Annotated in this window: 11 protein-coding genes and 1 tRNA gene; 2 read left to right on the top strand and 10 right to left on the bottom strand. The window is 64.8% G+C overall.

Annotated features, from left to right (window positions below; translation table 11 throughout):
* Positions 1 to 42 precede the first annotated feature (42 nt).
* Together rpoD and PSK12I2_RS0104740 are read left to right on the top strand one after the other, a co-directional pair.
* Positions 43 to 1,896: an RNA polymerase sigma factor RpoD gene (gene rpoD, locus PSK12I2_RS0104745; RefSeq protein ID WP_027597508.1), complete on the top strand. Its 1,854-nt coding sequence runs from the start codon at positions 43 to 45 to the stop codon at positions 1,894 to 1,896.
* Between the two features lie 104 nt (positions 1,897 to 2,000).
* Positions 2,001 to 2,077, top strand: a tRNA-Ile gene (locus PSK12I2_RS0104740).
* 81 nt (positions 2,078 to 2,158) lie between these two features.
* Here the strand turns inward: PSK12I2_RS0104740 and PSK12I2_RS0104735 are convergent.
* The 10 genes from PSK12I2_RS0104735 to PSK12I2_RS0104685 form a co-directional block, all read right to left on the bottom strand.
* Entirely contained in the window at positions 2,159 to 3,346 is a 1,188-nt protein-coding gene (locus tag PSK12I2_RS0104735) for a type II toxin-antitoxin system HipA family toxin (RefSeq protein WP_027597507.1), read from the bottom strand.
* The gene (locus tag PSK12I2_RS0104730) at positions 3,346 to 3,597 is read right to left on the bottom strand and encodes a helix-turn-helix transcriptional regulator (protein ID WP_026083668.1); all 252 of its coding nucleotides are present in this window, start codon (positions 3,595 to 3,597) and stop codon (positions 3,346 to 3,348) included. The genes PSK12I2_RS0104735 and PSK12I2_RS0104730 overlap by 1 nt, the downstream gene beginning before the upstream one ends.
* Positions 3,598 to 3,732: 135 nt before the next feature.
* Positions 3,733 to 4,314: a DUF4337 domain-containing protein gene (locus PSK12I2_RS0104725; protein WP_027597506.1), complete on the bottom strand. Its 582-nt coding sequence runs from the start codon at positions 4,312 to 4,314 to the stop codon at positions 3,733 to 3,735.
* 58 nt (positions 4,315 to 4,372) lie between these two features.
* Positions 4,373 to 5,632: an acyltransferase gene (locus PSK12I2_RS0104720; RefSeq protein ID WP_177324636.1), complete on the bottom strand. Its 1,260-nt coding sequence runs from the start codon at positions 5,630 to 5,632 to the stop codon at positions 4,373 to 4,375.
* A gap of 161 nt (positions 5,633 to 5,793) precedes the next feature.
* Positions 5,794 to 6,672, bottom strand: a complete 879-nt coding sequence (locus tag PSK12I2_RS0104715) for an SMP-30/gluconolactonase/LRE family protein (RefSeq protein ID WP_027597504.1) — start codon at positions 6,670 to 6,672, stop codon at positions 5,794 to 5,796.
* An 11-nt stretch (positions 6,673 to 6,683) separates the two neighbouring features.
* On the bottom strand, positions 6,684 to 7,502 hold the full coding sequence (locus tag PSK12I2_RS0104710) for an NAD(P)-dependent oxidoreductase (RefSeq protein ID WP_027597503.1): 819 nt from the start codon (positions 7,500 to 7,502) through the stop codon (positions 6,684 to 6,686).
* 96 nt (positions 7,503 to 7,598) lie between these two features.
* Complete coding sequence (locus PSK12I2_RS0104700) at positions 7,599 to 8,795, bottom strand: hybrid sensor histidine kinase/response regulator (RefSeq protein WP_027597502.1); 1,197 nt, start codon at positions 8,793 to 8,795, stop codon at positions 7,599 to 7,601.
* Positions 8,788 to 9,375 (bottom strand): chemotaxis protein CheB, encoded by a 588-nt coding sequence (locus PSK12I2_RS0104695; RefSeq protein WP_007159760.1) that lies wholly within the window; start codon positions 9,373 to 9,375, stop codon positions 8,788 to 8,790. Before PSK12I2_RS0104695 ends, PSK12I2_RS0104700 begins: the two co-directional genes overlap by 8 nt.
* Before the next feature lies 1 nt (position 9,376).
* A complete protein-coding gene (locus PSK12I2_RS0104690) occupies positions 9,377 to 10,195 on the bottom strand; it encodes a protein-glutamate O-methyltransferase CheR (protein WP_027597501.1) in 819 nt (272 codons plus the stop codon).
* A gap of 3 nt (positions 10,196 to 10,198) precedes the next feature.
* Positions 10,199 to 13,735: a response regulator gene (locus PSK12I2_RS0104685; protein ID WP_027597500.1), complete on the bottom strand. Its 3,537-nt coding sequence runs from the start codon at positions 13,733 to 13,735 to the stop codon at positions 10,199 to 10,201.
* Positions 13,736 to 13,992 lie beyond the last annotated feature (257 nt).

Below are 13,992 nucleotides of genomic sequence, written 5' to 3'. Positions count from 1 at the left end.
CAGCTATTTTTGCCCGCCTAAGCCTTCAGTGGAAGGGTACCTATGTCCGGAAAAGCGCAACAGCAATCCCGTCTGAAAGAATTGATCGCCCGCGGTCGTGAGCAGGGTTACCTGACTTACGCGGAGGTCAATGACCACCTACCGGAGGATATTTCAGATCCGGAACAGGTGGAAGACATCATCCGCATGATCAATGACATGGGGATCAACGTATTCGAGACCGCGCCGGACGCCGATGCCCTGCTGCTGGCCGAGACGGATACCGACGAAGCCGCCGCCGAAGAAGCCGCTGCCGCCCTGGCCGCAGTCGAGAGCGATGTCGGCCGCACCACCGACCCGGTGCGCATGTACATGCGTGAAATGGGTACCGTGGAACTGCTGACCCGCGAAGGCGAGATCGAGATCGCCAAGCGCATCGAGGAAGGCATCCGCGAAGTCATGGGCGCCATCGCCCAGTTCCCGGGCACCGTCGACTACATCCTCAGCGAATACACCCGCGTCACCACCGAAGGCGGTCGCCTGTCCGACGTCCTCGCCGGCTACATCGATCCCGACGACGGCAGCCTGCCGAACGAGAGCGACGAGCTGCCCGTCCCGAACAAGGCCGCCGATGCCAAGGCCGTGGACGACGAGAAGGACGACGAGGAAGAGAGCGACGACGACGCCGAGGAAGAAGGCGACGGCGGCCCGGATCCGGAAGAGGCTCGCCTGCGTTTCGGCGCGGTCGCCGAGCAGCTGGAAAAGACCCAGAAGGTGCTGAAGAAGCACGGCCGCGACGACGATCGCGCCGTGGAGGAATTCGTCGCCCTGGCGCTGCTGTTCTCGCCGATCAAGCTGGTACCCAAGCAGTACGAAGCCCTGGTGACCCGCGTGCGCGAGTCCCTGGAGCGTGTGCGCGGCCTCGAGCGCGCCATCATGCAGCTGGCCGTGCGCGATGCGCGCATGCCGCGTGCCGACTTCCTGCGCCACTTCCCCGGCAACGAGACCAACACCGAGTGGACCGCCGGCCTGCTCAAGGGCAAGCCCAAGTACGCCGAAGGTCTCGAGCGCTTCCAGGCCGACATCCAGGCCAAGCAGGCCCAGTTGGCCGAGCTGGAGCGTGACTACGAGCTGAAGGTCTCGCAGATCAAGGACATCAACCGCGCCATGTCCATCGGCGAGGCCAAGGCCCGCCGTGCCAAGAAGGAAATGGTCGAGGCGAACCTGCGTCTGGTGATCTCCATCGCCAAGAAGTACACCAACCGCGGTCTGCAATTCCTCGATCTGATCCAGGAAGGCAACATCGGTCTGATGAAGGCGGTGGACAAGTTCGAATACCGCCGTGGCTACAAGTTCTCCACCTACGCCACCTGGTGGATTCGCCAGGCCATCACCCGCTCCATCGCCGACCAGGCGCGCACCATCCGGATTCCGGTGCACATGATCGAGACGATCAACAAGCTGAACCGGATCTCCCGCCAGATGCTGCAGGAGATGGGTCGCGAGCCGACCCCGGAAGAGCTGGGCGAGCGCATGGAGATGCCCGAGGACAAGATCCGCAAGGTGCTCAAGATCGCCAAGGAACCGATCTCCATGGAGACGCCCATCGGCGACGACGAGGATTCGCACCTGGGCGATTTCATCGAGGACAGCACCATGCAGTCCCCGATCGAAGTGGCCACCAGCGAAAGCCTCAAGGAAGCCACCCGCGACGTGCTCTCCGGCCTCACCGCCCGTGAAGCCAAGGTCCTGCGCATGCGTTTCGGCATCGACATGAACACCGACCACACCCTCGAGGAAGTGGGCAAGCAGTTCGACGTCACCCGCGAGCGTATCCGCCAGATCGAAGCCAAGGCCCTGCGCAAGCTGCGCCACCCGTCCCGCAGCGAACACCTGCGCTCCTTCCTCGACGAGTAAGGCGCCAGCGCAGTACAGAAAACCGGAGCCCAGGCTCCGGTTTTTTTATGCCCGACAAGGGTTTGGCGATCCCTGCCACCCCCGGTATACTCCACCGCGCTATAGGGCCTATAGCTCAGTTGGTTAGAGCAGAGGACTCATAATCCTTTGGTCCACGGTTCGAGTCCGTGTGGGCCCACCAGTTTTCAGGAGCCGCGCGTTGCGCGGCTTTTTTGTGCCTGGATTTTGGGCTTTTGCCCTGCCTTTTCCGAGTCCTCGTGCTTTAGCCGAACGTCTGCACGAAGGGCGCAGCGCTGTGCCGGATGGCAGCGACGATCTGTGGCGCCTGCTCGCAAAGGTCAGTTGCACGCATTAGGACCCGCTCCAGCGCCTCCAACTGGGAGCGAATCATCTCGGTGGGTCGCTCCACATCGCAGACTTCCGCAAAATCCAGCAAACCCTGGCGCGAGGCAAACAGCGACTTGTTGCCCATCAACTCCAGCGCCAGAACATCCTCGGGAAGGTAAGCGGTGGTGTTGACGATGTCATAGGCGGGCGCCAGCCGTGCATCGCGCTGGGCAGGGTCGGCATAGAGCAATCCGAAGTTCTTCAGATGCGCATCGCCATTGCCGAGGATGCAGCTCAGGCTCACCGTGGCGAAGAGTTGCGCCAGCGAAGAGCGGACATGTTCGGGCGCACAGAACAGGCGGATGGCCTTGGCGATCGCCGAATAGCTCTTGCTGTACTTCTGCTCTGCTGTCAGCCCCATCAGGGCAGCCATATCTTCGAAGCCGAGAGGTTCAAGATGTTCGTCGCGGTCGAACCGGCGCATGACGAATAGCTTGGCGTTGCTGGAAAGGTGAAATTCCGGCACCGGAATGCCTGACTCGTGGGCCACGGACATGCAGAGGTATTCGTTGATCGCCAGGCCCGGAAATTCGTCTCGACCACTCTTGATGATCAACTCGGCGGTTCTCGAGGTGAAGCGGGCATCCTCCCGCTCGGGCACCAAGACCTTGGGCTGTACGCCGGAGATACCGGCGCGCAGGATGTAGCGATCCACCAACTCGACGAACAGGTCTTCCGTGCCATCCCAGGCGAGAATCTCGCTGAGCCGTTCGCCTGGAAAGCGCTGGCGCTCCAGCAGTGTATCGATCTCAGGCGATGTCACCGTCACGCGACCGATGGGCGAACTACTGCCTGTCAGGGCCAGCAGAGCCATGGGATCCAGAGGTACCAGCTTGGCCAACCTGTTGCGTAGCTGCTCCAGTACATAGCCTTCCGGCAAATTCATCTGGAAGATCGGATGCAGTTCGCGGCGGCGATAGTCATCCAGGCGCACCGGCATCAGCAGACTGATGGCAGCCCTTGCCGAAGCATCGTCCTGGTAGCGGAACAGGTAGTCGCCATCCTGAGCCATGAGCGCTCCGCTCCCGCCTGCAGGGGTTGCGACGCGCAGCCGAGTCTTCATCAGTCGAATACCCCCTGAATCTCGTCCAAGGTCGGCAAGGCGGCAGGGATTATTGCCAGCTCGCAATCCAAGGCTGCGAGCGCTCGTGCGTAGGCTGCCATACCGACACGGGAGTCTCCTCGCTCCACGGCGATGATCTTTTGCCGGGTAAGGCCTGCCAGCTCGGCGAGGCTCGCTTGCGTAAGGCCTCGATTAAGACGCCGCTGGCGGAGTTGGCTGCCGAGACGTTGGCTGATCAGCTCGCTATCCATGTTCTGCATACGTAACAAATTTGATGGTTTGTAACGTATACGGAACCTGAAGCTTCCAGTAAAGCCAATTCTATCGTTGTGGCAAGACGTGCCTTTTGCGTGCCTGGTGGTCGCTCTCTGGCATCACCTAAATGGCTAGACGTGCAGCAACGCCAACACCCCAACCGCCACTCCTCCCCCCGCCACCCCATACACCGCCGCCTGCAACCAGCGCCGCCGGGTCAGCAGGGTGATGGCGGCCAGGGAGATGGCGACCTGCATCAGCATGGTGGCCTGCGCCCAGCGGTGGTGGCGGTGGAGCTGGGTTTCGCTCAGGGCTTCGTTGGCATTGACCTTGGCTTCCAGGGCTTCGGCCTTGGTGCGGATCTCGGCCTTTTGCTGGGCGTAGCGCTGGCTGTCCTGGGTGAAGCGCTGGGCGGTGTCGGGGTTGGTCGCAAGCGCGGCGCCGAGGTCGGCAAGGTTCTGCTTTTCGCCCTTGGCCTGGTAGTAGCCCCACTGGTTGGCGGCTTCGGTCTTGGCGATGGCTTCTTCGTTCTTGTAGTAGAGCGCCAGGCTCTCGGCATTGCCGCCCTGGTAGGCGCAGAGGGCGCCTAGCGTCGCCAGGATGGCGGTGGTGACGGCGATGCGGCCGGTGAGGCTGTCGCGGCGATGGGCGCCATGGGCGGCGTGTTCCACCTCGTGGTCGTGGGGGCCGTGGACTTCGTATTCGCTGGACAAGGCTCAGCTCCGCTGCGGATTCCTGCGGCGAGGCTAGCCGGGTCTACTTAACGCCTCCTTAAGACTGGGGCAAGCGCGCCTGCAGCCAGCGGCGCAGCGGACCGGCCACCCAGCGCTGCATGGCCAGGCCGAGCAGGACGATGAGCACCAGGTGCAGCGGCAGCATCCAGCCGGGAATGGGGATGGGCAGCGCCAGCGCCTCGCCGACGTCTTCGGCCAGGTCTTCGAGGCTGTCGCCGGCCAGGTGCATCCAGCCCAGCAGGGTGCGGGTCCAGGGTTCGAGCACGCCGATCAGCGGGGTGTGGACGGCGAAGATGCACAGCGAGGCCTCGCCAAGACGCTGGGCCAGGCGGCGCACACCGGCGCGACCGGGTTCGCCGAAGGTGGCGCAGGCCAGCAGCACCGCGGCCTGGAAGGGTGTCAGCAGGCCGTTGTGGACCAGGTAGAACCAGCGGCGGCCATCGCCTTCCAGCAGCAGGGCGCCCAGCCACAGGCCGGTCAGGCCGAACAGCAGCAGCGGCAGGCGCAGGCGCTGGGTCGTCTCGGCCACCCAGGGATCCTGCACGGCGCGATAGAGCAGGATGCCGAGCAGGAATTCCGGCAGGCGGATCAGCGGATTGCGGTGGATGACGCCCACCGTCACGGTATCGAAGGCCTGGGCCCAGGTGGCCACCAGCGGACCGAGCAGATAGAGCCCCCAGAGCGCGGCGGCGGCCAGGGCCCAGCGGCGCAGGCGCATCAGCCGCGGACCGAGTAGCGGAAACAGCAGGTAGAAGAACAGCAGCGCCGAGATCGACCAGGCGGCGCCGTTGAGCCAGAGGAAGCGTGGCTCCCAGGATTGCAACAGCAGCAGTTGCAGGAGCACGTGGGTGGTGGCGGCCAGCCAGGACAGCGGCAGCATCTCGTCCAGCTCGCTGCCCTCTTCCAGCTGCAGATAGGGGTGCTGGTTGTAGTAGACCGGCACCCCGTGTTCCAGCCAGGAATCCTGGGACAGCCAGTAGGACAGCCCCAGCGCGACCAGCAGGGTCAGCAGGTGGATGGGATAGAGATTGCACAGCCGCCGCAGGACGAAGCCACGGGAGCTGCCCTTGAGCGCGCCCTGGCGATCCAGGCTGACATGGGCCAGCAGGAAGCCCGACAGCAGGAAGAAGGTACTGGTGGCGAAGAAGCCCATGCCGGCCAGCCGGCGAAAGGCGTCCGGCAGATCGCTGTAGAGCCCGCCCAGGTGGTAGACGACCATGTACAGCGCCATGAGGAATCTCAGCCATTCCAGGCCGTAGTAACGGGCGGTGGGGCGGCTTGCGGTTGAAGAGGTCATGGCGGCGAATTACGGCGGATAGAATCTGATTATAAGCCGCCCGGGCGGGACCCCTGCCGATCTTCATGACAAAAGCATGACAACTGGTTTCCCAAGGTTGCCATGCACCGCTCAGGGCTCCGCAGCCTGGAAGCCCTGCGGTCCCTGAAACCGGGATTGATTCACCCGGCGAACGCAGGCTCCGGCAATCCCTGCACCCCGGGGTCCAGGGCGAAGAGTCCACCCGCCAGCGGCTGGTCGCTGAGATCTCCACCCGGACGGATGGAGGTCACGAACAGGGTATCCAGATTGCGCCCGCCAAAGGCGCACATGGCCGGCTTCTTGACCGGTACGCTCAGGGAGCGATCCAGGCGGCCGTCGGGGGTGAAGCGGTGGATCAGGCCGGCATCGTTGCCGCAGATCCAGTAGCAGCCGTCGACATCCACCGCGGCGCCATCGGGTCGGCCGGGATGGGCGTTCATGTCGACGAACAGCCGCCGGTTGCTGGGTGTGCCGGTATCCGGATCGTAGTCGAAGGCCCAGATCAGCTGACGGCTGGGATGGGAGTCGGACAGATAGAGGGTGCGGCCATCGGGGCTCAGGGCCAGGCCATTGGGTACGATGAGGTCGTCCAGCAATAGTCGGGCGCCCTCGCCCGCCGCATGGCTGTAGAGCCGTCCGGCCGGCGCGCCCTGCGCCATGTCCTGCACCATGGTGCCCACCAGGAACCGGCCCTGGCGATCGCAGCGACCGTCGTTGCATCGCATGGCCGGCTGGGCATGGTCGAGAGCGACCAGGCGTTCGCCGCTCAGCTGGCCGGAAGCCTCGGCCTGCAGGGCGAAGAGGCCGCTTTCCAGACCGGCGAGCCAGCCGCCACCCTCGCGGGCAGCGATGCAGGCGAGCATTTCCGGTGCGCTCCAGCTGTCCAGGGCGCCAGCCGGGGTCCAGCAGTGCAGCCGCTTGGCCGGGATATCGACCCAGTAGAGGGCCTGTTCGGCGACCTGCCAGACCGGACACTCACCGGTGGCGTTGCGGGCATCGACGAGCAATTCGGCAGTCATGGCGGCCCTCCTCAGTCGTCGAAGGGACCGGTGGCGACGAAGGCACCACCCTGGTAGACCATCGACGGATCGTCCGCTGCCGGCATGGGCTGGGCCTCGACCTTGGCGCGGAATGGCTCGGAGCTGTCCTTGGGCTGGAAGCCCAGGTGCGCGGCCAGGCGGTTGTCCCACCAGCTGTCACGGTTGGCGGAGGCGCCATAGACGATGGTGTGGCCGACGTCCGGCGTGGTCAGGCTGCGCAGGATGAGATCGGTCAGGTCTTCGTAGCTCAGCCAGGTGGCGAGCATGCGGCGATTCTGCGCCTCGGGGAAGGAGGAGCCGATGCGGATGCTCACCGTCTCGATGCCATAGCGATCAAAATAGAAGGACGCCAGGTCCTCGCCAAAGGCCTTGGACAGGCCGTAGTAGCTGTCCGGACGCTGGGGCACGCTGGCGTCGATGCGCTGATCCTGGCGATAGAAGCCGATGACATGGTTGGAGCTGGCGAAGACGATGCGCTTCACCCCGTGGCGCCGCGCGGCCTCATAGAGGTTGAAGGTGCCGCGGATGTTGGCTTCGAGGATGGGCTCGAAGGCGTGCTCGGTGGAAATCCCGCCGAAGTGCAGGATGGCGTCGACGCCTTCCACCAGCGCATGGACGCCGGCCTTGTCCGCCAGGTCGCAGGTCACCACCTCTTCCGCCGGGCCTTCGGCCGCAGCCATCGGCGCGATGTCGGACAGCCGCAGGATCTCGGCATGGGGCTTGAGCCGCTGGCGCAACTCCTTGCCCAGGCCACCGGCAGCACCGGTGAGCAGGAGTCGATGGAAGGGTGACGAGGAGACTTCGGACATGAGCGGGCGCCTTCTTATGGAGTTATCTGGCAAGAGGTACGACATCTCACCTCTTTTCGCGATTCTCGCGGGCGCCCGGGGTCCTGTCAATGCTACCTAGGCCGGCAGACAGGGCAGCCGCAGGCGGAAGGTCGCACCCTGCCCGGCGATGCTTTCCACGTGCAGGCTGCCGTGGTGTGCCTTGACGATCTGGTCGGCGATATAGAGGCCCAGGCCCAGGCCGGCGATGTTCTCGGTGCCACTGGCGCGCTCGAACTGGCGGAAGATCAGGGCCTGGTGCTCCACCGGGATGCCGATGCCGTGGTCCTTGACGCTCAGCTCCACGTCGGCGCCGTCGCTGCGCAGGGAGATCTCCACCGGACGTCCGGCGCCGTATCTCATGGCATTGGTCAGCAGGTTGGTGATCACCTGCTCGATGCGGAATTCGTCCCAGTAGCCGGGCGCCGGGCCTTCGGCGTGCAACTCCACCGGACAGCCGGCCGCGGCGAATTGCGAGGCGAAGCTGTCGACCACGGTGTTGACCAGGGCGGCGAGATCGCACTGCGAGGGGCGGATCGACAGCTTGCCGGTGCGGATGCGCGAGATGTCGAGCATGTCGTCGATCAGGTGCACCAGGCGCTGGATCTGCCGCTCGTCGCGCTCGGCCATGCCGGCCAGCTTGTCGGGGGTGAAGGCTTCCAGCTTGCCCTTGTCCAGGTACATGCGGCGCAGCTGGGCTTCAAGCATCAAGGTGTTGAGCGGCGTCTTGAGTTCGTGGGAGACCATGGACATGAAGTCGTCGCGGGTACGCACCGCCTGCTGCAGCTCGACCTGGGTCTGGCGCAACTCGGCCAGCAGGATCTCCTGCTCCTGGCGACTCTGCTCCAGGGCCACCAGCTGCTCGGCCAGGCGCTTGCGGTGCCAGTAAAAGTCGACGAACACCCGGGTCTTGCTCTTCACCGCATGGACATCGAGGGGCTTGTGCAGGAAATCCACCGCACCGCTCTCGTAGCCCTTGAAGGCATAGTTGAGGTCACGGCCGGCGGCGCTGACGAAGACGATGGGGATGTGCCGGGTCTTTTCCAGGCCGCGCATCATCTCCGCCAGTTCGAAGCCGTTCATGCCCGGCATCTGCACATCGAGGATCGCCAGGGCGAATTCGTGCATCAGCAGGAGCTCCAGCGCGGCCTCGGCGGAGCTGGCCTGGAAGATCTCCAGCGCCTCGCTGCGCAGCAGGGCTTCCAGCGCCAGGAGATTTTCCGGCAGGTCGTCTACGAGCAGGAGCTTCGCCTGTTCGACGGGTACTTCAGCCATGGTCGCGTTCCAGCTCGATGAGCAATAGATGGATGCCCGGCACATCCAGCACGAAATCCGGGTGGAATCTCTTCAAGGCCGCCTCGGGCATGGTCGGCACCTCGGCCGATTGCGGCGACTGGACGACGGTGACCCCGCCGTTCTGCGCCAGGGCGTGCAGGCCACTGGCACCGTCATGGTTGGCACCGGTCAGCAGGATGCCGCAGACCTGCTCGCCCAAGGCGTCGGTCGCGCTTTCGAACAGGACATCGATGGACGGCCGGGAAAACTGCACCGGCTCGTCGCGGGACAGCGACAGGGTGAAGTCATCCTCTACCAGCAGGTGATAACCCGGCGGCGCGAAATACAGGGTGCCCGGCAGTATAGCGTCCTTGTCCTCGGCCTCGCGCACCCGCAGGGCCAAGCGCGCCTGGAACAGCTCGGCCAGGCGCGAGGTGCGATCGTCCGGCAGGTGCAGCACCACGGCCAGCGGCAGGCGGTAGCTGGCCGGCAGGGTCGAGAGCAGGCGCAGCAGGACCTGCAGCCCGCCGGCAGAGGCTCCGATGACAATGAGGCGCAACGGCTTGCGGGGCGGGAACATGCTAGAGCCTGCGGAACAGCCGTTCCTGCTTCACCACCGGCTCGAAGTGGTTGGCATAGGCGGAGAAGTCCAGCGACTCCTTGCTGCCCAGCCCGAGAAAGCCGCGGTGACTCAGGGACTCGTGGAACAGCCCGAGCGCCCGATTCTGCAGATTCTTGTTGAAGTAGATGAGCACGTTGCGGCAGGACACCAGCTGGGTCTCGGAAAAGACGCTGTCGGTGGCCAGGCTGTGATCGGCGAAGGTCACGTTGGCGATCAGCGACTTGTCGAACAGCGCGCCATCATAGGCTGCGGTGTAGTAGTCGGAAAACGCCCGGGTGCCGCCGGCCTTCTGGTAGCTGGCGGTATAGGCGCGCATCCGCTCCAGCGGAAAGATGCCCTGGCGGGCCTTTTCCATGGAGCGCGGATTGATATCGGTGGCATAGAACAGGGTGCGGTCGAGCAGCCCTTCCTCCTGGAACAGGATGGCCATCGAGAAGACTTCCTCGCCGGTGCTGCAGCCGGCGATCCACACCTTGAGCGAGGGATAGGTGCGCAGGACCGGCACCACCTGCTGGCGCAGGGCGAGGAAGTAGCCCGGATCGCGAAACATCTCGCTGACCGGGATGGTGATGAACTGCAGCAACTCAGCGAACAGCGCCGGATCACGCAGCACACGCTCCTGCAGCGCCGAAATGCTCGGGCAGTCGAAGCGCGTCAGTGCCTGCAGCACCCGACGCTTGAGCGAGGCCTTGGAGTAGTTGCGGAAGTCGTGGCTGTATCTCAGGAAGATGCCTTCCAGCAGCAACCTCAGCTCGATGTCCTGCAGCCGTTCGCTCATGACCTACAGCCGCTCCAGCGACGGCATCCAGACGCGGATCAGCGAGAACAGCCGGTCCAGGTCGATGGGCTTGGCCAGGTAGTCGCTGGCGCCGGCGGCGAGGCAGCGCTCCTGGTCGTCCTTCATGGCCTTGGCGGTGATGGCGATGATCGGCAGCTTCTTCATGTGCGGCCGCTTGCGGATCTCACGCATGGCTTCGTAGCCATCCATCATCGGCATCATGATGTCCATCAGCACCAGGTCGATGGTGTCGCTGTTGTCGAGCTTTTCCAGCGCCTCCAGGCCGTTGCGGGCGATCTCCACCTTGGCGCCCTTCTGCTCCAGGGCGCTGGTGAGGGCGAAGATGTTGCGCACGTCGTCGTCCACCAGCAGCAGGGTGCGGCCGTCGAAGGCCTTCTCGCGGCTGCGGGCGCTTTCCAGCATGCGCTGGCGATCGAGCGGCATGTCGGCCTCGATCTTGTGCAGGAACAGGGTCACCTCGTCGAGCAGCCGTTCGGGCGAACGCGCGCCCTTGATGATAATGGAGCGCGAATACTTGAGTAGCGCCGCCTCTTCGTCGCGGGTCAGGCTGCGCCCGGTATAGACGATCACCGGCGGGAAGGAGCAGATGTCTTCGCTGGCCATGCGCTGGAGCAGCTCGCCGCCTTCCATGTCGGGCAGCTTGAGGTCGATGACCATGCAGTCGTAGACCTCGTCGCGCAGCAGCTCCAGGGCCTGACTGCCCATCTCCACCGCGGTGATCTCCACGTCCACATCGCCGATCAGCTTAGCGATGCTGTCGCGCTGCAGGGCGTCGTCTTCCACCAGCAGCACCCGCTTGATGCCGGCGGCGAACTTGGCTTCCAGGCGATTGAAGGCCTCGCGGAGTTCGTCGCGGGTGGTGGGCTTGATGGCGTAGCCGACCGCGCCCATGTGCATGGCCGTCTCGATGCGATCCGAGGCCGAGACCACGTGCACCGGGATGTGGCGGGTCAGCGGGTTTTCCTTGAGCCGTTCCAGCACCGTGAGACCGGAATGATCGGGCAGGCCCATGTCCAGCAGGATGGCGTCCGGACGGTATTCCAGGGCCGCGGCGAAGCCTTCCTCGGCGCGATGGGCCACCAGGCAGCTGTATTTCAGTTCGTGGGCCAGATCAAAGAGGATCTGCGCGAAGGGCACCTCGTCTTCGATCACCAGGACCCGGCGATCCGGATAGGGCCAGTCGTCCCGGTCGTCGGCGAAGGCCGCTCCCACAGGAGCCGCCGCCTCGGTGATCGGCGGTGCAGCCGGCGGACGCGGGGTGGCGGCCAGGGCCGGCAGGGGCGCGGATGCCGCGGCCGGCGCAATGTTCGCGGCAGGGGCGGTAACCGGGGTGATGGGTAGAGCAGGCGCAACGGCTTCCTGATACTCCAGCGGCAGGCGCAGGGTGAAGGTGCTGCCCTCCCCCGGCTGGCTGGTGACGCTCAGGGTGCCGCCTAGCAGCAGTGCCAGGTCACGGGAGATCGACAGCCCCAGGCCGGTGCCGCCATAGCGCCGGGTGATGGCGCCATCCGCCTGGCGGAAGGCCTCGAAGATCAGCTCCTGCTGCTCGGCGGCGATGCCGATGCCGGTATCGCTCACCGCGAAGCTGGGCTGGCCGTCTTCCAGCGAAAGGCGCAGGGTCACCTGGCCGTGCTCGGTGAACTTGAAGGCGTTGGACAGCAGATTCTTGAGGATCTGCTCGACCCGCTGGCGATCGCTGAAGAAGGCCGGCGGCATCCGCGCGTCCAGCTCCACCACGAAGGCGACACCCTTGTTCTGGGCCACCGGCTCGAAGGCGGTCTTCAGGGCTTCCACCAGGCGGCGCACGGACATCTGCTCCGGGCGGATCTCCAGCATGCCGGCCTCGACCTTGGAGATGTCGAGGATGTCGTTGATCAGGGTCAGCAGGTCATTGCCCGCCGAATAGATGGATTCGGCGTAGCGCACCTGCTCGCCGCTCAGGTTACCGGCCGGGTTGTCGGCCAGCAGCTTGGACAGGATCAGCGAGCTGTTCAGCGGTGTGCGCAATTCGTGGGACATGTTCGCCAGGAATTCGGACTTGTACTGACTGGCCCGTTCCAGCTCGCGCGCCCGATCTTCCAGCATCTGCTGGGCTTCGTTGAGGCGGTTGTTGCGGTCATCCAGCACGTCGCGCTGCTGCAGCAGTTCCTGGGCCTGTTCGGAGAGCTGCTCGTTAGTCTGCTCCAGCTCCGCCTGCTGCTGCTCCAGATGGACCTGGGATTCCTTGAGCGCCTGGGACTGCTCTTCCAGTTCTTCGTTGGCGGTGCGCAGTTCTTCCTGCTGCACCTGGAGTTCTTCGTTGAGTTGCTGGGTTTCCGCCAGGACCTGCTGCAGGCGCTGGCGATAGCGCGCGGCTTCCACCGAGGAGCCGATGGAATCGGCGATTAGGGTCAGCAGCTCCTCATCCTGCGGCCGCAGGGCACGCAGGAAGCCCAGCTCGACCACGCCATTCACCCGGCCGTCGTTCTCGATGGGCACGATGAGCGCCGCACTGGCCTGGCGCTCACCCAGGGCCGAATTGACCTTGAGGTAGTCGGCGGGCAACTGCTCCAGCGCCATGACGCGACCGTCCAGCACCGCCTGACCGGCCAGACCCTCGCCCGGCGCCAGGCGCTGGCGCCGACGACGGCCCTCATCGTCCAGAGCGTAGTCGGCGACGCGCTCCAGACTGCCGTCGTCGAGTCGCACATAGAGGGCGCCGGCCGCGGCACCCAGATAGCGCGCCAGGAATTGCAGGATGCTCTGGCCCAAGGGCGCCAGTGACGCCTGGCCGATGACGGCTTCCGACAGCTGATTCTGGCCCGAACGGAACCAGCTCTGGCGTTCCAGATTGTCGGTGTGCTCGGCCTGCTGATCGAGCAGCCGGGTATAGGTCGCGGAGAGTCGCATGAGCTCACGGCGCCCGAAGAAGGCCATGATGCCCGACAGCAGCAGGCTGACGATGAGGAAGGCGGCGACGAAGATCACCGTCATGCGACTGGCCGTCTCGGTGCGCTCGGCGCGCATCTGCTCTTCGTAGGCGATGAAATCGGTGTAGTCGCGGCGGATGCTGTCGATGCGGTTCTTGCCCTGGCCATCGTTCAGCGGCGTCTGGAAATCGCCACCCAACCGCCGCGCATCGATCACCCGGCTCGCATAGTCGCGCCACTCGCGATGCACCGCTTCGATCCGTTCCAGGCGCCGGATCTGCACGGCACTGTCGCTGACCAGATTCTTCAACTCATCGAGCTGCGGCTCGACATTGGGCAGCGCGCGTTCATAGGGCTGCAGGAACGCGGTATTGCCGCTCAGCAGATAGCCGCGCATCCCGGTTTCCAGGTCGACCACCAGGCGGAAGTTGGCATTGGCCTCGCTGATGACGCGGTCGGTATGCTCGACCCACTGGGTGACCTTCAGCAGGTAATAGATGATGGCGATAAAGAAGATCGCGCTGAAGACACCGATGCTCAGAGGCAGGGAGAGATTGCGCTTGAGGATCTGGCTGAAATGCTTCTGATCGAGGGGCGACTCGCGATTCATGGGGTCTGAAAGCCTTGTACGGGACAAAACGGTCGGCGACGGCAAAGCCTCGGCCTGCGGAGGGGTGTCGTCACTGACCGTGGCACCACCGGCGGTCGATCAAGGATACCGGCGTGATGGACCGGCAGGCCTCGAACAGGGCTGCAGGAAGCGCCCTCGCCTAGCGCGGACCTCTTGCCCTCAAGCCCCTGCCGCTTCGGTTGGCGCTGACCCCTAGGTCAGCCAGTCGATTGCGGCACCGGGGCCGCGATCCGGCC

The sequence above is a fragment of the Pseudomonas sp. MOIL14HWK12:I2 genome (assembly GCF_000510745.1).
GTDB classification, from domain to species: Bacteria; Pseudomonadota; Gammaproteobacteria; order Pseudomonadales; family Pseudomonadaceae; genus Chryseomonas; species Chryseomonas oryzihabitans.
The sequence above is the reverse complement of the archived record's forward strand: the minus strand, read 5'-3'. Positions and strand labels throughout refer to the sequence as shown.